This window comes from Polynucleobacter necessarius, from assembly GCF_900095195.1.
Taxonomy (GTDB): Bacteria; Pseudomonadota; Gammaproteobacteria; order Burkholderiales; family Burkholderiaceae; genus Polynucleobacter; species Polynucleobacter necessarius_G.
In genome coordinates this window covers 1,188,504-1,206,732 of sequence record NZ_LT606950.1, presented here as the reverse complement: position 1 = coordinate 1,206,732, position 18,229 = coordinate 1,188,504, and the positions used below count along the sequence as shown (strand labels likewise).

Sequence of the window (18,229 nt, the reverse complement as noted above, 5' to 3'; positions counted from 1 at the left end):
AATATCGCAAAACAGATGCCTCAAAAAGAGGTCACTTTGCTAGCCACCACTACTAGTTTGGTAGTAAAAAAATCAACGCACCCAGATTTGCAGTTGGCAATTTTGATAGCTGCTAGAGATGCAAATCGCAGTTCTCCAAATCTATTTTTTGCGAAGCGGGATGAGTTTCCAGCATACCTTGATCCATCTATTCCGATCAGTCCAGTAGCTGAGCATTTCTATAACTATGGGCCGCCACATGCCATGAAGTATCTACCTTATTAGCTTGCTGGATTTATCGATCGTTCTTGGCTATTGCTGCTAACGATATTTGCCTTGCTTTATCCATTATCCAAGCTCAATGTCCATTTCAGGAAATTTCGCTTTAATTTGCGGGAGATTCCACATTACAGAGAGCTTTTGGAGATGGAGCAAAAGCTACAACACCAAGGCATCTCTGAGCAAGACAGGCATGATATGCTACGCCGATTAGATGAGATCAACACTCGCGCAATTGATGCTGGCGTACCAATTTCTGAAGAAGCGGCATATTTCCGATTTTTAAATGCAGTATTGCTGTTGAAGATAAAAATCTTAAATATCCCAATCAAGCTCAAAGAGTAAGAAACCCTAAGCCCTACCAGTACTTCCAAAGCCACCAGCACCGCGACCGCTTTCAGTAAACTCTTCCACTACTTTGAGTCCTACTTGTTGAGTAGGCATCACAACTAATTGTGCAAGGCATTCCATGGGTTCGAGTTTGAATGGTGTGGCACCTCGGTTCCAGGTGCTCACCATCAGTTGCCCCTGATAGTCCGAGTCAATTAAGCCGACTAAGTTGCCAAAGACGATCCCATGCTTATTGAGCGCGGAAGAATAAACGCCGCATAGCGTGGATCTTCAATATAGATCGCTAAGCCCGTAGGAACCAATACAGTTTGGCCCGGCGCAATCTCAATCGCCTCATCAATGCAAGCGCGTAAATCAAGCCCTACACTACCTGGAGTGCCATACGTTGGCAATTGATTGCGCATGCGCTCATCGAGAATTTTGACTTGTAAAGATTGCATAGAATTTCCTAAAACGGAGAATATCAATAGAAGGGTGATGCTTAAATGTTTTTGGCAATCAGCTGAATCAATTGACGTGCAAGATGTAATTTTTCCGCTTTGGCCAATTTTTTGCTGCCGCGGTCATCAATTACCAGAAGCTGATTCAGGTCGCTACCAAATGTATCTGGGCCGATATTGCCGACAATCATCGGAACGCCTTTACGCTTGCGTTTTTCATCGGCATGTTTTTCAAGATCTGTAGATTCAGCGGCAAAGCCCACGCAATATGGATAGGGTTTGCCTGCCTTGGCCTTAACCGTCTTGGCAACACCCAAGAGAATGTCTGGGTTCGCGATAAATTCAATGTTGGGTGCCGTATTGCCTTGGCGCTTAATCTTGTTTTTAGAGGGCTTGGCAATACCCCAGTCAGCAACTGCTGCTACCGCAAGAAATACGTCACAATCTGCAGCGCTCAGAGCGGCGGCATGCATTTCCTTGGCACTTACAACGTTTGTACGAATAATTTTCCCGGTAGTCTCCAGTGGCGTTGGTAAATTGCATGGACCAGCAATTAAATGTACGTCTGCGCCTGCTTCCAGGGCAGCTTTAGCAATCGCAAAACCCATCTTTCCTGAGCTGTGATTGGTGATGCCACGAACTGGGTCAATTGTTTCAAAGGTGGGGCCAGCGGTAATCATCACTTTTTTACCACGTAGCGTTTTTTTCTGAAAGAAAGCCACAACTTGTTCTGCAATTTCTGCGGGCTCGAGCATTCGGCCCATGCCGACTTCACCACAAGCTTGAAAACCGCTTGCCGGACCAAGTAGCGCAATACCATCTTTTTCAAGCCGTTCCACACTTCGCTGGGTTGCAGCATGTTCCCACATTTGCTTATTCATAGCGGGAGCAAGGAGTAAAGAGCAACCTCTTGCTAGGCACAATGTGCTCAATAAATCGTCGGCTAAGCCGAGCGAGAGTTTTGCCATGAGATCTGCGCTCGTTGGCGCAATAAAAATAGCATCGGCTGAGCGGGATAGTTCAATGTGGGCCATATTATTTGCAACAGAGCTATCCCATTGACTTGTAAACACCGGATTTCCTGTAAGTGCTTGCATGGTTACAGGCGTCACAAATTGCTGAGCAGCCTCCGTCATCACCACTTGAACAGAGGCGCCTTCTTGCATTAATAAGCGGGCGAGTTCAGGGGTTTTATAGGCGGCGATGCCACCAGAGATCCCGAGAACGATTTTCTTATTTAAAAGTGATTGCATGGCGCCAGCTTAATGGGAATGAGTGGATTTGCCAAATGCTTTGCGAAGTTCGCCCAAAATAATGAGTGCCGCTCCGATGCAGATCGCGCTATCGGCAATATTAAATGCTGGCCAATGCCAATTGCCGTAATGAAGATCGATAAAGTCCACTACTGCGCCATACATGATGCGATCTAAACCATTGCCAAGGGCGCCTCCCAGAATGAGACTAAGTGCGATGCATAGCAATTTTTCAGAAAGATTTTTGCGCAGCAGAATCAGGATATAAATGCTTGCTACCAGGCCGAGAATAGTAAAAAACCAGCGTTGCCAACCCGATCCTTGTGCCAAGAAAGAAAATGCCGCACCAGGATTGAAAAGCAGAAGCCAATTCATGAAAGGCAATACGGGCTCTGGCATACCCAATTGCAGATAGCTTAAAGCTGACCATTTACTCAGCTGATCAAGTAATAAAGTCATTGTTGCAATGGCAAGGTAACGCAGCATTAGTGGGCTCACATCAACCTATACTAGGCAAATAAGCGATGATCGCCAGAGCCAAAGAGATTGCTGATGCAGCGTCCACAAAGATCTGGATGCTCGGCATTGGAGCCTACATCACTTGTGTGATGCCAGCAGCGACCACACTTCTTATATTGACTGCTACGAACCAAAACTTCGAGACCATCGTTGCTTAATGCAATATTAGCACTTGAGGTAATGGTGACAAAACGCAAATCTTTTTCAAGTGAATGCAGAATTGCAAAATCAACGTCGCCCACTTTAATGGTGAGTTCTGCTTGTAACGATGAGCCTACATTGCCAGCTTCACGTTCAATCTCAATTGCCTTAGTAATTTCAGAGCGAATTTCACGAATACGTGTCCATTTCGCCAGCAGATCGTCGGCATTGGCGATAACAGGCAATGCATCAAATCCTTCCATAAAGATCGATTCAGAAGGCTTTGTGCCTGAACCATGCGGGAATGACTGCCATGCTTCTTCGGCAGTGAAGGAGAGGAATGGTGCGAGCCATTTCAATAGGTTGCGAGTAACGTGGAACAGCGCATTTTGTGCCGCCCTCCGATCGGCGGAGTCTGGCCCGCTCGTATAGAGGCGATCTTTCAGAATATCCAAGTAAAAGCCGCCCAAGTCTTCAGAGCAGAAGGTCTGCATACGGGCTACTGCTGGATGGAATTCATAGGCCTTGTAGTGATCCTCGATGTCATTTTGTAGTTGGTTAGCTAGCGCCACAGCATAACGATCAATTTCCAGCCATTGGTCTGTAGGCATGGCGTGTTTCATCAGATCAAAATCCGAAAGATTAACCAGCAAGAAGCGCAGCGTATTCCGAATACGACGATAGCTTTCAGTGACGCGTTTGAGAATTTCATCGGAGATCGTCATCTCGCCTGAGTAGTCAGTAGAGGCTACCCATAGGCGAATAATTTCTGCACCGAGCTTATCGGCAATTTGTTGTGGTGCAATCACATTGCCCACGGATTTACTCATCTTGCGACCTTGACCGTCTACAGTAAAGCCGTGGGTGAGGAGCGCCTTATAGGGTGGCTTGCCGTCTAGCATCGCCCCAGTTAGCAATGACGAGTGGAACCATCCACGATGCTGATCAGAGCCCTCTAGGTATAAATCGGCCAAACGTCCGTTTGGCGTCTGTGTATCAGTAGTTAGTAATTCATCTCGATGAGAGCCGCGAATGACATGCCAGTGCGTGGTACCAGAGTCAAACCATACGTCTAATGTGTCGCGATTCTTTTCGTATTGAGACGCCTCTTCACCCAGCAATTCAGCAACCTCTAGTTGTTGCCATGCTTCAATGCCGCCTTTTTCAACGAGTTTGGCAACCTCTTCCAACAGTTCGACGGTGCGTGGGTGAGGGTCGCCAGCTTCTTTATGAACAAAAAATGCCATTGGCACACCCCATTGGCGTTGGCGCGATAGCGTCCAATCAGGGCGATTGGCAATCATGCTGTGCAAGCGTTGCTTGCCCCAAGCTGGGAAAAAATCCGTCTTATCAATTCCCGCTAGAGCGGTTTCGCGCAAACTGGCTTTACTGTCCGATGGCTTCTTATCCATGCTGGCGAACCACTGTGAGGTAGCGCGATAAATGATGGGTGATTTATGACGCCAACAATGCATGTAAGAGTGGGTATACGTTTTATCGCGCAATAAGCTGCCCGCTTCCCGCATGGCTTCGACGACTTTTGGGTTGGCTTTCCAGATGTACTCGTTAGCGAAGAGCGGTAGCCAAGATGCGTAAACACCATTACCCATCACAGGATTCAGGATATCTTTATCAATGAGCCCATTTGCTTTGCAAGATTTAAAGTCTTCTTCGCCATACGCTGGGGCCGAGTGAACGATGCCTGTACCCGTATCAAGCGTGACGTATTCAGCTGGGTAAATTGGCGATAAACGCTTGTAGCCATCATGAAGTGGAGCAAGCGGATGCCAAAAAGAAATCTTTGCGAGTTTTTCGCCAGGACAGGTTGCAATCACTTTGCCCTCGAGACCGTAATCTTGAAAACACGTTTCTACGCGATCTTTGGCGAGGATGAGTAATTTGTCGCCGGTATCGACAAGTGCATAGCTGAGCTCCGGATGAACATTGAGCGCTTGGTTCGCCGGAATAGTCCAAGGAGTAGTGGTCCAAATGACGATTTGACCTGGTTTGTTTGGAAGTTCTGTGATTCCAAATGCTTGAGCGAGTTGCGGGCGCTGCGCATCATCAAATGCAAAACCGATATCGACCGTAGGATCAGTTTTGTCCCGATACTCAACTTCGGCTTCAGCAAGCGCAGATCCGCAATCAAAACACCAGTTGACGGGTTTTAGGCCGCGAAAGACATACCCTTTTTCCCAAATCTTGCCTAGAGCACGAATTTCATCCGCCTCGTTGCGGTAGTTCATCGTCAGGTAGGGATTGTTCCAGTCGCCCAAAACGCCCAGACGCTCGAAGTCCTTCTTTTGCTTATCTACTTGTACCTTGGCGTAGGCGCGGGCTTTGGCTTGCACTTCTGCTGTCGGGAGGTTTTTACCAAATTGCTTCTCAATTTGGATTTCAATCGGCATGCCATGACAGTCCCAGCCTGGAACATATGCAGGGTCATATCCTAGCAACCAGCGGGATTTGACAATCATGTCCTTCAAAATTTTGTTAACGGCATGGCCGATATGAATATCGCCGTTTGCATAAGGAGGGCCATCATGCAAAATAAACTTGGGTTGGTTTGCGTGTGCCGCACGAATCTTTTCGTAAAGTTTATTTTTTTGCCATTGCGCTACCCATTGCGGTTCACGTTTGGCAAGATCACCCCGCATTGGAAATGCGGTATCGAGTAGATTAACGGGATAAAAATTTTCTTTTTCAGACATACGCTTTTTCTGGAAAAAATTTCTGGCGTGCAATGCATAGGCTGCAATAGCTTTGGTTAAAGTATCAAGGTCGTTGTATTTGGCTTCATCACGAATTTTTTCTAAGAGTTCGACGGTAATAATTTTTCCGTAAACATCTTGCTGAAAATCAAAAATATGAGTCTCTAAGAGTACGCGACCTTCATCCTCTACTGTGGGTCGAACTCCAAGGCTGGCCACGGCTGGTAAGGGTTTGTCGCCTAGACCAAGCACTTGCGCTGTAAAGATTCCAGTAGTTGCGGGTTTGCGATGGTGTAAGTGATTTGCAATGGCTAGGTTGAGTGTGGGGAATCCGAGTTTGCGTCCAAGTTGCTGTCCATGAATCATGTGACCGGAAATCGCATAGGGGCGCCCTAATAATTTTTCAGCCTGTTGCATATCGCCATTTGCTAGTGCGGATCGAAGTGCAGAACTGGAGATGCGTTCACCATCTTCTAGGATTGTTTGAATGCTGGATACCTCGAAGCCATATTTTTCACCGGCAGTTTTGAGGGTTGCAAAATTTCCAGCACGTTTTGCGCCATAGCAAAAATCGTCACCAATCAAAATCCATTTAGCATTTAAGCGCTTGACAATAATCTCGGACACGAATTCTTCGGGCGAGAGTTTTGCGAAGGCGGTATTGAAATGCTCAACCACTGCGCGATCAATTCCAAGATCTGCTAGAGCCACCAACTTATCCCGCAAGTTCAATATGCGGATCGGCGCTTGTTCCGGCGAGAAAAATTCTTTTGGGTGGGGCTCAAAAGTCATGACGCAGCTCACCAGCCCCCACCCCTTCGCGCCATCGACCAATTGCTTCAGTAGGGCGCGATGCCCCCTGTGCACGCCATCGAAATTGCCGATGGTTAGGGCACAAGCGGGTCCTGCAGAAAACTGGGTCGGGCCACGGAATACGTTCACAAAATCGCTTTCAGGGTAGCCATCAATTATATTGTGGGCATGCTTTCTATCGTTACCTTAATCTCAGGCCGCGGATCTAATTTCGAGACCATCGTAAAAATTGCTCAAAAAGAGCAGTGGCCAGTCAAATTTGCTGGGGTGATTGCAAATCATTCTGCGGCCAAGGGCCTTGAATTTGCTTGCTCACAGGGCATTCCGGCCTACGCTATCGAGCATAAAGGGTATCCCAATCGCGAATCTTTTGATGGCGCTCTGATACAGAAAATTGATGCCCTAGGCGCTGATTTGGTAGTGCTGGCGGGGTTTATGCGCATTCTGACGCCGGGCTTCATTCGTCACTTTGAGGGTCGCTTGATCAATATTCATCCTGCTCTGCTTCCGGCTTTTCCGGGTTTGCATACCCATGAGCGTGCTTTGGAGGCTGGCGTCAAAGAGCATGGGGCAACCGTTCACTTTGTTACGGAGGGGGTGGATGAGGGTCCGATTATTTGCCAGGCCTCCGTATCAGTTCTCGCGGGGGACGATCCTGATTCCTTGGCGGCACGTGTTTTAAAGGCGGAGCATCAGATCTATCCTTTCGCCATAAAATGGTTTCTCGATGGACGATTGCGAATAGAAGGTAATCACGTGAAGTTACAACCCCCAGAATCGCAATTTTTCAAGCTATGAGTGCAGATCGTCCAAGTAAAAAACCCAACAAGCGATTGGGTTCTCAAAAGAGTTACGCAGCTAAATCCAAGGATCCTCTGCGTCGACCAGAGCGTCGTAATGCTAGCGGTAATCTCATTGCGCCGGATGGTCAAAAAGGTTTCTCGAATGCAAAGGCATTGCCGCAACACGCGATTCATTTGGAGCGTTTGCTTCCAGAGTTGCTGCGCTTTGATCAGCCAGCTGATCGAGTAGTGAGCCGATATTTTCGATCCGAGCCACAACTTGGTAATCGCGATCGCGCCTTAATAGCCGAGAGTGCTTTTGCCATCTTGCGTCGTAAAAATGAGTTCTCGCAATTTGCGGCTAGTGGTGTGGGATCCCAAGCTAGACGCTTACCCCTATTGGGTTTGCTGTCTGCTTTATCGGAGGGCGGACTGGGTTCGGGCAATCGCGCGGAGAGTGCGATTGCCGATTTGGCGCACGTTCTTAAGCCGGGTGAATATGAGTGGTTGCAACGTGTATCAACAGTGGATCCAGCTGCATTAAATGCTTTGGTTCGCAACAATTTGCCGGAATGGTTATGGGACGCATTTGGAAAATATCCCGGCGAAGAAGCGCGCGAAGATCTCGCAAAATCATTAATGCATCCAGCACTCTTGGATTTGCGTGCAAACACTATGAAAACTAATCGTGACGAGTTGCTTGCGCAAATGAATGCGCTTGGAGGTCGCTATCAGGCTGTTCCGACTCCCTATGCACCAGATGGCGTGCGCATCATGGGCAAGCCAGCGTTGCAAAATACCGCTGCGTTTAAATCCGGTCTGTTTGAAGTGCAAGATGAGGGTAGTCAACTTTTGGCGTATCTACTTGCGCCTAAGCATGGCGAGATGGTGGTTGATTTTTGCGCAGGCGCCGGCGGTAAAACATTAGCCATCGGGGCTTTAATGCGATCGACAGGCCGACTGTATGCCTTTGATACCTCGGAGCGTCGCCTAGCCAATTTAAAGCCGCGACAAGCCCGCAGTGGCTTATCTAACGTTCATCCTGTTTGGATTGATAGTGAAAATGATGCCAAGATCAAACGGTTGGCCGGTAAGATAGATCGCGTCCTCGTTGATGCCCCTTGTAGTGGAATGGGTACATTGCGTCGTAACCCTGACTTAAAGTGGCGCCAGACACCAGAAGGAGTGTCAGAGCTTAACCAGAAGCAGATGAGTATTTTGAGTTCGGCAGTCCGCTTGCTAAAGCCGGGAGGCCGCTTGGTTTATGCCACCTGCAGTCTTTTGCCTGAAGAAAATCAAGCCATTGCTGAGAAATTTCTAGAAACGCACCCAGAATTTGAGGCTATTCCTGCGGCAGATGTTCTTAAGCCATTGTTTCCAAAGGATAAATTACCTTTAGGTTGCTCTGCGGATACTCCATGGTGGCAGTTATGGCCACACATACATCGAACAGATGGGTTTTTTGGGGCAATTTTTCAGAAAAAAAAGCAGCAAATTAGAGCCCTCTGAAAAACCTAAAACCACAGAGATAACGAAAGATAATCCCCAAAAGACCTAAAAAGCTCTAAAATAGAAACTAATACTTCAATAGGACGCTATTTTGAATACGGTTTCAAGCTCTGGTTTCGATTTATTCCTCAATTGGTTGGCTAATGGTTATTTAGATTGGTCATGGTGGCAGATCACCTTATTCACCCTCGGTGCGACACACATCACCATCGCTTCCGTGACAATTTTTCTACATCGTTGCCAAGCCCATCGCGCTCTCGATCTCCATCCTATTGCCTCCCATTTCTTCCGTTTATGGCTCTGGCTAACCACTGGCATGGTTACTAAAGAATGGGCGTCGATTCACCGCAAGCATCACGCTAAGTGCGAAACTGTTGAGGATCCACATAGCCCACAGATTCTAGGGATTAGCACTGTTCTGTCCCGAGGCGCCGAGCTTTACAAAAAGGAAGCGAAGAATCAAGAAACGTTAGAGAAGTATGGTCACGGCACGCCGGATGATTGGCTTGAGCGCAATATTTACTCTAAGTTTTCTTGGCAGGGTGTGGCCATCATGCTCATCATCGATGTATTTTTATTTGGTGCGATTGGTTTGACGGTTTGGGCTGTGCAAATGTTGTGGATTCCGATTACCGCTGCTGGCGTCATCAATGGGATTGGACACTTTTGGGGCTATCGCAATTTTGATTGCGAGGATGCTTCCACCAATATTCTGCCTTGGGGTATTTTGATTGGCGGTGAAGAGTTGCACAACAATCACCACACCTTTGCAACCAGCGCGAAACTCTCCAATAAATGGTACGAGTTTGATATTGGTTGGCTCTACATTCAGATGATGAGTGCTGTAGGTTTAGCAACCGTGAAAAAGACTTCGCCAAAACCTGTATTGAATGATCTGCGCCCTGCAGATCAAAATACATTGGAGGCCATCATTGCGAATCGTTATGAAATCATGGCGCGCTATAGCAAAACATTGCGCAATTTCTTCAACAACGAAGTACAGCATATGCAAGTACTGGCGGCCCATTTAAGCGACGCCCGTACTTGGTTATCCAAAGATGAGTCGCGTTTGACAGAAGGCGAGAGAGCAAAGCTGGAAGAGCTAATGGCCAGTAATGCGCAGTTGCATAAGATGATTGAGATGCGCCGTGATCTGCAGGCAATCTGGGGACGCTCCAGCGCTACAAGAGAGCAGTTGGTTTCTCAACTGCATGCTTGGTGTCAACGCGCAGAAGATAGTGGCTTAGCTAGCTTGCGTGAATTCTCATTGAGATTGCGTCGATACGCTTGATTCGAAAATATGGGCAAATAAAAAACCCGCTAATTAGCGGGTTTTTTATTTGCTAGAAGTATTTACTTCAGCTTAGTTTCTTTATAAGCAACGTGCTTACGAATGGTTGGATCAAATTTCATGATCTCCATTTTTTCAGGTTTAGTGCGCTTATTTTTTGAAGTTGTGTAGAAGTGACCAGTACCAGCTGATGACTCTAATTTAATTTTTTCTCTGCCGCCTTTAGCCATTCGTGCGCTCCTTAAATTTCGCCACGAGCACGGAGATCAGACAAAACAGCATCGATGCCATTTTTGTCGATAACGCGCAAACCAGCGTTGGTTAAGCGCAGGCTAACCCAACGGTTTTCAGATTCAACCCAAAAACGACGATTTTGCAGATTCGGCAAAAAGCGACGCTTGGTTTTATTGTTTGCATGGGAAACGTTGTTGCCAACCATCGGCTTCTTCCCAGTGACTTGGCAAACTTTCGCCATGACTAACTCCATTAATTGTGAAAAAAGAAAATTGTATCAGTCAAAGCTTATTTTGGGCTAGTCCTTATTGGATTTTTGGTCAGTGAGGAGCCCAATAAAATGCCTAATATTTAGGCAATCCTGACCCAATTTTCTCTATAAGTTAGTAACTACTATCAATTTTCTTCAACATTCATAATCCCCGACTCAGAAAACGAGAAGAATCCTCTGCTACTGACGATGCAGTGGTCCAAAAGGGGGATGTCCACTAATTGCAGGGCTTTTGCCAGAGTTTTATTCAATGTTTGGTCGGTCTTGCTGGGTAGAGGGTTGCCGCTGGGGTGATTGTGAGCAACGATGATCGCACTCGCATTTCGGGAGAGCGCTTCCTTAAGCACCTCCCGTGGATAGACTGCTGTCTGCGTAATGGACCCCCTAAACAGCTCCTGGCACTCAATGAGATGTAAGTTGGAATCCAGGTGTAGGCATACAAATACCTCATGGGGTAAGCCACCAATTTTGGCTTGCAAAAACTCTTTTACGTGTCCGGAGGACGAAAAAATCGAGTTTTGCGACAGAGTGTCCTCAAGACTGCGTTTGACGAGCCCATATGCCGTCTGAATTTGTGACCATTTTGAGAGGCCCATGCCGTGAATTCGGGTAAATTCCGCAGGGCTGCTTGCCATAAGACGAGGAAGGCTCCCGTAGTGGTGGAGTAAATCCTTCGCTAGCGCTACTGCACTTGCCAACCCGTAAAAAAATTGCGACCAGTTCGGCATCGGTCGGGCATCTTGCGCCATGCAAGCGAAGTTTTTCTCTAGGCCGATCACTTTTTGGCCAAAAGGGTATCGGCGAATCCTCTTGAGGCGCAGGGTTAGATACAATTACTTTGTGACTAAGCTTACTGTTTTGCCAAACTCTTATTTGACCCTGAACTATCGACTCACCCTCCCGAACGGGGATGATTACATCAATACGTTTGTTGATCGGCCTGCGACGGTTTTGATGGGGTCTGGACAATTTGCACCTTGCTTTGAAAAAGTATTGTTAGGTCTGGGTGTAGGTGATAAAAAAACTGCCCTCTTAAAACCCGAAGAAAGTTTTGGTGAGCGCAAGGAAGATTTTGTTCAGTGGGTTTCACTGAAGGTGCTCAAAGAACGTCGCGATGATGACGTGGAATTTAATCCCGGCAATGTGATTGAATTTAATGCGCCTGGTGGCGCGCAATATGCTGGAGTGTTGCAATCGATTAATGAAGAGGGCGCATGGTTCGATTTCAATCATCCGCTGGCCGGTCGTGAAGTGACGTTTGAAGCGCAAATTGTTGCCATTCTCTAAAGCATGAGTATTACAGATACCCCTGAAATTTTGATGGCGCAGCCCCGCGGCTTTTGTGCGGGGGTTGATCGAGCGATCAATATTGTGAATGAAGCTTTGTCGCGCTTCGGAGCACCAATTTATGTGCGTCATGAAATTGTGCATAACGCTTATGTTGTTAATGAATTGCGTAATAAAGGCGCCATATTTGTAGAGGAGCTTGATGAGGTTCCCAAAGGTGGAATTGTTGTATTTAGTGCTCATGGCGTTTCTCAAGAGGTGCGCAAAGATGCCGAACAACGTGGCTTACAGGTGTATGACGCAACTTGTCCGTTGGTAACCAAGGTACATCTTGAGGTTGTCAAGATGTGTAAAGAGGGTTTTACAGTACTGATGATCGGGCATGCTGGGCATCCCGAAGTCGAGGGAACCATGGGCCAGGTTAAAGAAGGCATTTTCTTAATCGAAAATGTCAACGATATTGCAGACCTTCCTTTTTCTGCCGATGAAAAAATTGCTTTTGTGACGCAAACTACGTTATCCGTTGATGAAACAAAAGAAATCGTAGAGGCGCTCACTAAAAAATTTCCCAAAATTGTTCAACCGCGCAAACAAGATATTTGTTACGCCACTCAAAATCGTCAAGATGCGGTGAAATTCATGGCGCCACAAGTAGAAGTCGTTATTGTGGTGGGAAGTGCGACTAGCTCGAACTCGAATCGTTTGCGTGAATTATCGGAAAAGTTGGGCGTTCCGTCTTACATGGTGGATGCGCCCGAGCAGCTCAAGCCAGAATGGTTCGTTGGTAAAAAACGGGGAGGTTTAACGGCTGGCGCTTCTGCCCCTGAGAGTTTGGCGCAATCGATTGTGAAGAAGATTCAAGAGTTTGGGCCGCGCAGTGTGCGCACCTTATCGGGTGTAGTGGAGGATGTTACTTTCTCGCTACCTAAAAATTTAGTTGACTGAAATATTCATAACAAAGGAGCTGCAGACGATTCATGCAAGGGCGTCAAAAATGAAGGTTGTGAAGAGTGCTATCGCTATGTCCGCAGTGGCGTTAATCATGACTGGTTGCGGTAAAGGTGGCGATAATGCCGCTTCGGCAGATGGCGTCGAAGTCAAAATTGGGCACGTCGCCCCATTGACAGGTCCAATCGCTCACTTAGGTAAGGCTAATGAAAATTAGCACTCGAAGAGATTAATAAAGCAGGTTTAACGATTGATGGTAAAAAAGTGGTTCTTACCTTGGTTCCAGAAGATGATGCCGAAGATCCTAAAACGACAACACAAGTCGCTCAAAAATTAGTGGATGCAAAGGTGGTAGGCGTTGTTGGCCACTTGAACTCTGGTACCGGTATCCCTGCCTCAAAAATTTATAGTGACGCAGGCATTACCCAGATTTCTCCATCTGCTACTAATCCAGATTACACCAAGCAAGGTTTTAAAACGACCTATCGTTTAGTGGCAACCGATGCGCAACAAGGCCCAGCATTGGGCGATTATGTTGCCAAGACATTGAAAGCCAAAACGGTGGCCGTTATTGATGACTCGACTCAGTACGGTAAAGGTTTAGCGGATGAATTTGAAAAGACCGTCAAGGCTGCTGGCGTTAAAGTGGTGACACGCGAAGCAAGTAACAACAAAGCAACGGATTTCAAAGCTATTCTGACGAAGATCAAAGGTAGCACAAGCCGGATGTCATCATGTATGGCGGTATGGATGCTACTGGTGGCCCGCTAACTAAACAAGCAGCTGAGTTGGGTATTAAGTCTAAGATTGTCGGTGGCGACGGAATGTGCACCGAAAAGTTGGCCGAACTCGCGGATGATGCTTGTAGTGAATGTCACTTGCTCTGAGGCTGGTAAAGCACTCTCTAAGATGGCTTATTAAGGGGCTGAATTTCAGAAGCGTTACAAAGAGCGTTTTAATGCGGATGTACAAATTTATGCGCCATTTACATACGACGCTGTTTACGTTTTAGTTGATGCTATGAAACGTGCCAACTCTACCGATCCAACAAAGGTTTTGGTAGTAATGCCGGAAACCAAAATGAATGGTTTGATTGGCAATATTGCTTTTGATAGCAAGGGTGATATGAAATAGGGCGTTATTACTTTATACGACTTCAAGGACAAGAAAAAACGGTTCTAGACGTTATCAATATGTAAATAACATCAAAGGGGCGCCGCAAAAGCGATGGGAATTAATACCCGAAATATGAAGTTACTGGCCTTTGCAATTGGCGCATCCTTTGCGGGTGTTTCTGGGGTGCTATTTTCTGCGTTTCAAGGATTTGTGTCACCAGAATCGTTCACCCTCTGGGAATCCATTGTTGTTTTGGCAATGGTAGTACTTGGCGGTATTGGCCATATTCCAAGTGTGATTTTAGGCGCAGTAGTTTTAGCAGTATTTCCAGAGATTTTACGTAGCGTTGCTGAACCGATTCAGCGTGCACTCTTTGGGCATGTGATTGTGGATGTTGAAGTGATTCGCCAATTAATTTATGGCTTAGCCCTAATTCTGATATGCTGTATCGCCCTGGGGGTATTTGGCAAAGGAGGGGTGATTAAGATGCCCTCAAAACCCTTGCTTGACGTCACCGATGTATCAAAACGGTTTGGTGAAGTGCAGGCCCTAGATTCTGTTGGGTTGGAAGTTCCCCATGATTCGATTGTTGGGTTGATTGGCCCGAATTGTGCTGGTAAAACGACGTTTTTTAACGTTATCACTGGCTGATATCTAGCAGACTCTGGAGTTTTTTGTTTGATGGAAAGCCCTATTTTCCGGAATCCGTATCCGAGGTGACTAAATCTGGTCTGGCCAGGACATTTCAAAACATTCGCCTCTTTGGTGAAATGTCTGTTTTGGAAAATGTCATGGTGGGATGTCACTGCCGATCTAAGTCTGGGCTGCTAGGCGCCATCTTGCGTTTGCCTGCAACCAAGCTTGAGGAAAAATCGATACGCGAGAAATCACTCAGATTGTTGGCATATGTTGGATTAAGTGACTTTGCCAATATGCGGGCGCGCAATTTGTCCTACGGTCATCAACGTCGTTTAGAAATTGCTAGAGCATTAGCTACCGAGCCTAAGTTGTCGGCGTTGGATGAGCCTGCTGCCGGTATAAATGCGACTGAGAAGTTGGAATTACGTGAGTTGCTATTGCGTATCCGCGCCGACGGTAAAACGATTCTGTTGATTGAGCACGATGTCAGTTTGGTGATGGGAATTTGTAACAACCTCACGGTGCTCGACTATGGCAAAGTGATTGCGGCAGGTAATCCTACCGACGTTCGCAAACATCCTGAAGTCATTAAGGCTTATCTTGGTCAGGGAGCTGTTTGATGAGCGCTATCCTGCAGGTACAAGATCTGAAAGTCTCTTATGGCGGTATTAATGCTGTCAAAGGCATTGATCTCCATGTGAATTCTGGTGAGTTGGTGGCCTTGATTGGCGCTAACGGTGCTGGCAAAAGTTCTAGCTTAAAAGCCATTGCGGGTTTATTGAAGCCAGCATCTGGTGTGATTGATTTCTTAAATCATCAAACAAATTCGTTGCCCGCGTATGAGTTGGTTAAGTTGGGTCTGGGCCTAGTTCCCGAGGGTCGCGGTGTATTTAAGCGGATGACCATTCTGGAAAATTTGCAGATGGGCGCATTTCTAAAAACGGACGCTAAGGCTATTCATCAAAAGCTTGATGAGGTTTTTGCGTATTTCCCCAGATTAAAAGAGCGTCTCTCGCAGCTTGCTGGCACCTTATCAGGTGGTGAACAGCAAATGGTTGCCATGGGTAGAGCCATGATGGCTGAGCCCAAGCTTTTACTGCTGGATGAGCCATCGATGGGCTTATCCCCGATCATGGTGGAAACGATATTTGAGGTGATTGGTAACCTCTCAAAAAATGGCATGACCATTCTTTTGATCGAGCAAAATGCTCGCCTTGCATTGCAAATGGCAGATCGTGTCTATGTGATGGAAGGTGGGCTCACCACACTCGCTGGCTCAGGTCAGGAGTTGCTACAAGACCCGAGAGTGCGTGCAGCCTATTTAGGTGGATAGGGAACTCTTCAGAGAATTGTTTAAGCAGTTTGCTTCAATAGTTCGCGCAGCATATTGCACATCTGATGAATCTCGTCATCAGCTATGTTGAGGGCTGGCATAAAACGCAGTAGGTTGAGTCTTGGAGAATTCAGCAGCAACCCTTCTGGACCCCGCTCACGCGCTAGCTCAACGAGCTTGGGACCAATATCTTTGCCCAACATCAGAACGCGCAATAAACCTTCTCCGCGCTCACCCTCAAGATTGAATTCAGCGCTGAGTTTGAGGAGTTCCGATTTGAGTAGCTCACCTTTTGCTTTTACATTCTCCAAAAAGCCAGGGGCAAGTAATTGCTCAATTACGCTAATACCTACGGCAGTCATTAGAGGGTTGCCGTTATAAGTTCCGCCTTGATCTCCAGGAACAAAGCAAGCAACAGTATCGGTGGCGAGCAACGCTGCTAATGGGACGCCTCCTCCAATACCTTTTCCTAAAGTCATGATGTCAGGCTCAATACCGTATTGTTGATAGGCGAATAAAGTGCCAGTACGACCACAGCCTGCCTGGACCTCATCAGCAATCAGCAGGATATTATTTTCCTTGGTGAACTGACGGAGTTCGCGCATAAATTCTTTGGTTGTCGGAATCACGCCGCCTTCGCCTTGAACGGGCTCAAGCATCACTGCAACCGTTTTATCGGTGACGAGTTTTTTAACCGACTCCAAGTCGTTTAAATCCGCCTTTGGAAAACCCGGCACTTGTGGAGCAAACATGGTGTCCCAGTTTTGCTTTCCAGAGGCACTCATCGTCGCTAGGGTGCGACCATGAAAGCTATGATCAAAGGTAATGATTTCAAACGCACCATTTTTATTGAGCTGACCCCATTTGCGCGCTAACTTAATGGCGCCCTCATTTGCTTCTGCTCCGCTATTCGCAAAAAACACTTTGTTAAAGCAGCTATTGGCAGTCAACAGATTGGACAAACCAATCATTGGTTCGTTGTAAAACGCAGGACTTGGGTTAATTAGTTTCTTGGCTTGTGCATTGAGCGCTGTAATCATTCCAGGATTACCATGACCTAAACAATTAACCGCCCAGCCTTGCAAGAAATCCAAATACCGTTTGCCATTGTTATCGGTTAACCACGAGCCACTCCCCTCAACCATCACAACATCTGGACGTTGGGTGATAAACATGACTGAGTGGGTGTCGATAGGGGGTGGCGTATTCATGCTCTGTTAAGGTAATTAGGGGTTATTCTGGTTTCTATTATCAAGCTTTATGCGTGTTAGCTTGCAACTAAATCTGCTGCGCTGGTAAATGAGTCGGCAAAGAATTCTTCCTCGGGAAGATGACATTTAGATGAAAATTCATTTCTAGCGGCGTTCACCATAACCGGTGCACCGCAAGCGTAGACCTGAAAGTCCTTAAGGTCAGGATGGTCTTCAATAACCGCTTGATGGACAAAACCCGTTCTACCCTGCCAAACATCTTCAGGAAGTCCATCGGAAATTACGGGGATGTACTTGAAGTCTGGAATTTCTTGTTCCCAGCGTTTACATAATTCATTAAGATAGAGGTCGCTTGGACAGCGACCACCCCAATATAGCTCTATCGAACGAGTGATTTTTTTTGCCTGCATTTGCTCAATGATCGATTTAATCGGTGCAAAACCTGTGCCAGCAGCCAAGAAAATGATCGGTTTTTTGGAGTCTTCTCTCAGGAAGAAGTTACCTAGTGGACCCTCAAAACGCAAAATATCTTTTTCTTCCAGGGCTGGCGAAACTGCACCAAAAACAAAGTCGGTAAATAAGCCGCCGGGTAGATGACGAATGTGAAGTTCCAGCGGACCCTCTTGCTCGGGTGGGTTAGCAATTGAGTAAGCGCGCCGTTGTCCATCTTTTAGGAGAAATTCGATGTACTGGCCAGCTAAAAACTGAAAGCGTTCTGCGGCGGGTAGTTGAAGTTTTAGGATAGCAACATCGTTGCTCGGTTTGAGGATGGTGTTTACGCGACACGGCACCTTGCGAATCGCAATATCCCCGGCGCCTTGAACTTCACGTGCTTCGACGACAAGATCGGTCTGGGGATGGGAGCAGCAAAATAAAATGCCTCCCGCAGTTTCATCGGCCTTGCTGAGAGCATTTTCGCTATGCTGACCGTGGGTAATTTGACCCTCAAGAACTTTACCCTTGCAGGATCCGCACGCACCATTTTTACAGCCATAAGGAAGGTTAATGCCATGACGAAGGGCGGCTTCCAAAACGGTTTCATCCTGACTTACAGAGAATTGTTTGCCACTCGTTTTGAGCGTGACCTGATAAGACACTCTCATTCCTTTCAATAAATCGTTA

At 46.8% G+C, this 18,229-nt stretch carries 17 protein-coding genes and 4 pseudogenes; 11 read left to right on the top strand and 10 right to left on the bottom strand.

Annotation, left to right across the window (positions count from 1 at the left end; translation table 11 throughout):
* Nucleotides 1-15 precede the first annotated feature (15 nt).
* Complete coding sequence (locus BQ1619_RS06765) at nt 16-264, top strand: hypothetical protein (RefSeq protein ID WP_114663001.1); 249 nt, start codon at nt 16-18, stop codon at nt 262-264.
* Nucleotides 265-456: 192 nt separating this feature from the next.
* The gene (locus tag BQ1619_RS08745; RefSeq protein WP_162784619.1) at nt 457-603 is read left to right on the top strand and encodes a hypothetical protein; all 147 of its coding nucleotides are present in this window, start codon (nt 457-459) and stop codon (nt 601-603) included.
* Between the two features lie 6 nt (nt 604-609).
* Here the strand turns inward: BQ1619_RS08745 and dut are convergent.
* From dut to ileS, 4 genes and pseudogenes are all read right to left on the bottom strand, one after another.
* Nucleotides 610-1,049: pseudogene (gene dut / locus BQ1619_RS06755) on the bottom strand (dUTP diphosphatase).
* 41 nt (nt 1,050-1,090) lie between these two features.
* On the bottom strand, nt 1,091-2,302 hold the full coding sequence (coaBC, locus tag BQ1619_RS06750) for a bifunctional phosphopantothenoylcysteine decarboxylase/phosphopantothenate--cysteine ligase CoaBC (RefSeq protein WP_114662997.1): 1,212 nt from the start codon (nt 2,300-2,302) through the stop codon (nt 1,091-1,093).
* Between the two features lie 9 nt (nt 2,303-2,311).
* Nucleotides 2,312-2,788 carry a signal peptidase II gene (gene lspA / locus BQ1619_RS06745; RefSeq protein WP_114662995.1) on the bottom strand — a complete coding sequence of 159 codons (477 nt, stop codon included), beginning with the start codon at nt 2,786-2,788 and terminating at the stop codon, nt 2,312-2,314.
* A 23-nt stretch (nt 2,789-2,811) separates the two neighbouring features.
* Nucleotides 2,812-6,615, bottom strand: coding sequence for an isoleucine--tRNA ligase (gene ileS / locus BQ1619_RS06740; protein WP_114662989.1), 3,804 nt, complete (start codon nt 6,613-6,615; stop codon nt 2,812-2,814).
* A gap of 39 nt (nt 6,616-6,654) precedes the next feature.
* Between ileS and purN the strand changes: the two genes are divergently transcribed.
* The 3 genes from purN (at nt 6,655) to BQ1619_RS06725 (ending at nt 10,068) form a co-directional block, all read left to right on the top strand.
* A complete protein-coding gene (gene purN / locus BQ1619_RS06735) occupies nt 6,655-7,284 on the top strand; it encodes a phosphoribosylglycinamide formyltransferase (RefSeq protein WP_114662987.1) in 630 nt (209 codons plus the stop codon).
* Nucleotides 7,281-8,777 carry an RsmB/NOP family class I SAM-dependent RNA methyltransferase gene (locus BQ1619_RS06730; RefSeq protein ID WP_114662985.1) on the top strand — a complete coding sequence of 499 codons (1,497 nt, stop codon included), beginning with the start codon at nt 7,281-7,283 and terminating at the stop codon, nt 8,775-8,777. The genes purN and BQ1619_RS06730 overlap by 4 nt, the downstream gene beginning before the upstream one ends.
* A gap of 91 nt (nt 8,778-8,868) precedes the next feature.
* Nucleotides 8,869-10,068 (top strand): DesA family fatty acid desaturase, encoded by a 1,200-nt coding sequence (locus BQ1619_RS06725; protein WP_114662983.1) that lies wholly within the window; start codon nt 8,869-8,871, stop codon nt 10,066-10,068.
* A gap of 62 nt (nt 10,069-10,130) precedes the next feature.
* Here BQ1619_RS06725 and rpmG read toward each other — a convergent pair whose 3' ends face one another.
* The 4 genes from rpmG to BQ1619_RS10730 all read right to left on the bottom strand — a co-directional run bounded on the left by rpmG (nt 10,131) and on the right by BQ1619_RS10730 (nt 11,326).
* A complete protein-coding gene (rpmG, locus tag BQ1619_RS06720; protein ID WP_015421876.1) occupies nt 10,131-10,298 on the bottom strand; it encodes a 50S ribosomal protein L33 in 168 nt (55 codons plus the stop codon).
* A gap of 11 nt (nt 10,299-10,309) precedes the next feature.
* Complete coding sequence (rpmB, locus tag BQ1619_RS06715; protein WP_076023792.1) at nt 10,310-10,543, bottom strand: 50S ribosomal protein L28; 234 nt, start codon at nt 10,541-10,543, stop codon at nt 10,310-10,312.
* 155 nt (nt 10,544-10,698) lie between these two features.
* Nucleotides 10,699-11,208, bottom strand: coding sequence for a JAB domain-containing protein (locus BQ1619_RS06710; protein WP_415066132.1), 510 nt, complete (start codon nt 11,206-11,208; stop codon nt 10,699-10,701).
* The gene (locus BQ1619_RS10730) at nt 11,108-11,326 is read right to left on the bottom strand and encodes a hypothetical protein (protein WP_415066130.1); all 219 of its coding nucleotides are present in this window, start codon (nt 11,324-11,326) and stop codon (nt 11,108-11,110) included. The genes BQ1619_RS06710 and BQ1619_RS10730 overlap by 101 nt, the downstream gene beginning before the upstream one ends.
* A gap of 87 nt (nt 11,327-11,413) precedes the next feature.
* On the opposite strand from BQ1619_RS10730, the gene BQ1619_RS06705 reads away from it, so the two are divergent.
* The 6 genes and pseudogenes from BQ1619_RS06705 (at nt 11,414) to BQ1619_RS06680 (ending at nt 15,896) form a co-directional block, all read left to right on the top strand.
* The gene (locus tag BQ1619_RS06705) at nt 11,414-11,860 is read left to right on the top strand and encodes an FKBP-type peptidyl-prolyl cis-trans isomerase (protein ID WP_197711906.1); all 447 of its coding nucleotides are present in this window, start codon (nt 11,414-11,416) and stop codon (nt 11,858-11,860) included.
* Between the two features lie 3 nt (nt 11,861-11,863).
* Complete coding sequence (ispH, locus tag BQ1619_RS06700) at nt 11,864-12,805, top strand: 4-hydroxy-3-methylbut-2-enyl diphosphate reductase (protein ID WP_114662981.1); 942 nt, start codon at nt 11,864-11,866, stop codon at nt 12,803-12,805.
* A 97-nt stretch (nt 12,806-12,902) separates the two neighbouring features.
* Nucleotides 12,903-14,007 (top strand): annotated as a pseudogene (locus BQ1619_RS06695) (branched-chain amino acid ABC transporter substrate-binding protein).
* Nucleotides 14,008-14,023: 16 nt separating this feature from the next.
* A pseudogene (locus BQ1619_RS06690) lies at nt 14,024-14,409 on the top strand (branched-chain amino acid ABC transporter permease); the annotation flags it as partial.
* Between the two features lies 1 nt (nt 14,410).
* Nucleotides 14,411-15,183: pseudogene (locus tag BQ1619_RS06685) on the top strand (ABC transporter ATP-binding protein).
* The gene (locus tag BQ1619_RS06680; RefSeq protein WP_114662978.1) at nt 15,180-15,896 is read left to right on the top strand and encodes an ABC transporter ATP-binding protein; all 717 of its coding nucleotides are present in this window, start codon (nt 15,180-15,182) and stop codon (nt 15,894-15,896) included. The pseudogene BQ1619_RS06685 and the gene BQ1619_RS06680 overlap by 4 nt, the downstream one beginning before the upstream one ends.
* Before the next feature lie 20 nt (nt 15,897-15,916).
* Here the strand turns inward: BQ1619_RS06680 and BQ1619_RS06675 are convergent, their stop codons facing one another.
* On the bottom strand, nt 15,917-17,107 hold the full coding sequence (locus BQ1619_RS06675; RefSeq protein ID WP_114662977.1) for an acetylornithine transaminase: 1,191 nt from the start codon (nt 17,105-17,107) through the stop codon (nt 15,917-15,919).
* Between the two features lie 56 nt (nt 17,108-17,163).
* Nucleotides 17,164-18,204, bottom strand: coding sequence for a CDP-6-deoxy-delta-3,4-glucoseen reductase (locus tag BQ1619_RS06670; protein ID WP_114662976.1), 1,041 nt, complete (start codon nt 18,202-18,204; stop codon nt 17,164-17,166).
* Nucleotides 18,205-18,229: the final 25 nt, after the last annotated feature.

Coding starts and splice junctions, on each gene's coding strand:
- BQ1619_RS06765 (WP_114663001.1), top strand. CDS start 16: ATGCCTCAAAAAGAGGTCACTTTGCTAGCCACCACTACTAGTTTGGTA.
- BQ1619_RS08745 (WP_162784619.1), top strand. CDS start 457: ATGCTACGCCGATTAGATGAGATCAACACTCGCGCAATTGATGCTGGC.
- coaBC (WP_114662997.1), bottom strand. CDS start 2,302: ATGCAATCACTTTTAAATAAGAAAATCGTTCTCGGGATCTCTGGTGGC.
- lspA (WP_114662995.1), bottom strand. CDS start 2,788: ATGCTGCGTTACCTTGCCATTGCAACAATGACTTTATTACTTGATCAG.
- purN (WP_114662987.1), top strand. CDS start 6,655: ATGCTTTCTATCGTTACCTTAATCTCAGGCCGCGGATCTAATTTCGAG.
- BQ1619_RS06730 (WP_114662985.1), top strand. CDS start 7,281: ATGAGTGCAGATCGTCCAAGTAAAAAACCCAACAAGCGATTGGGTTCT.
- rpmG (WP_015421876.1), bottom strand. CDS start 10,298: ATGGCTAAAGGCGGCAGAGAAAAAATTAAATTAGAGTCATCAGCTGGT.
- rpmB (WP_076023792.1), bottom strand. CDS start 10,543: ATGGCGAAAGTTTGCCAAGTCACTGGGAAGAAGCCGATGGTTGGCAAC.
- BQ1619_RS06710 (WP_415066132.1), bottom strand. CDS start 11,208: ATGGCAAGCAGCCCTGCGGAATTTACCCGAATTCACGGCATGGGCCTC.
- ispH (WP_114662981.1), top strand. CDS start 11,864: ATGAGTATTACAGATACCCCTGAAATTTTGATGGCGCAGCCCCGCGGC.
- BQ1619_RS06675 (WP_114662977.1), bottom strand. CDS start 17,107: ATGAATACGCCACCCCCTATCGACACCCACTCAGTCATGTTTATCACC.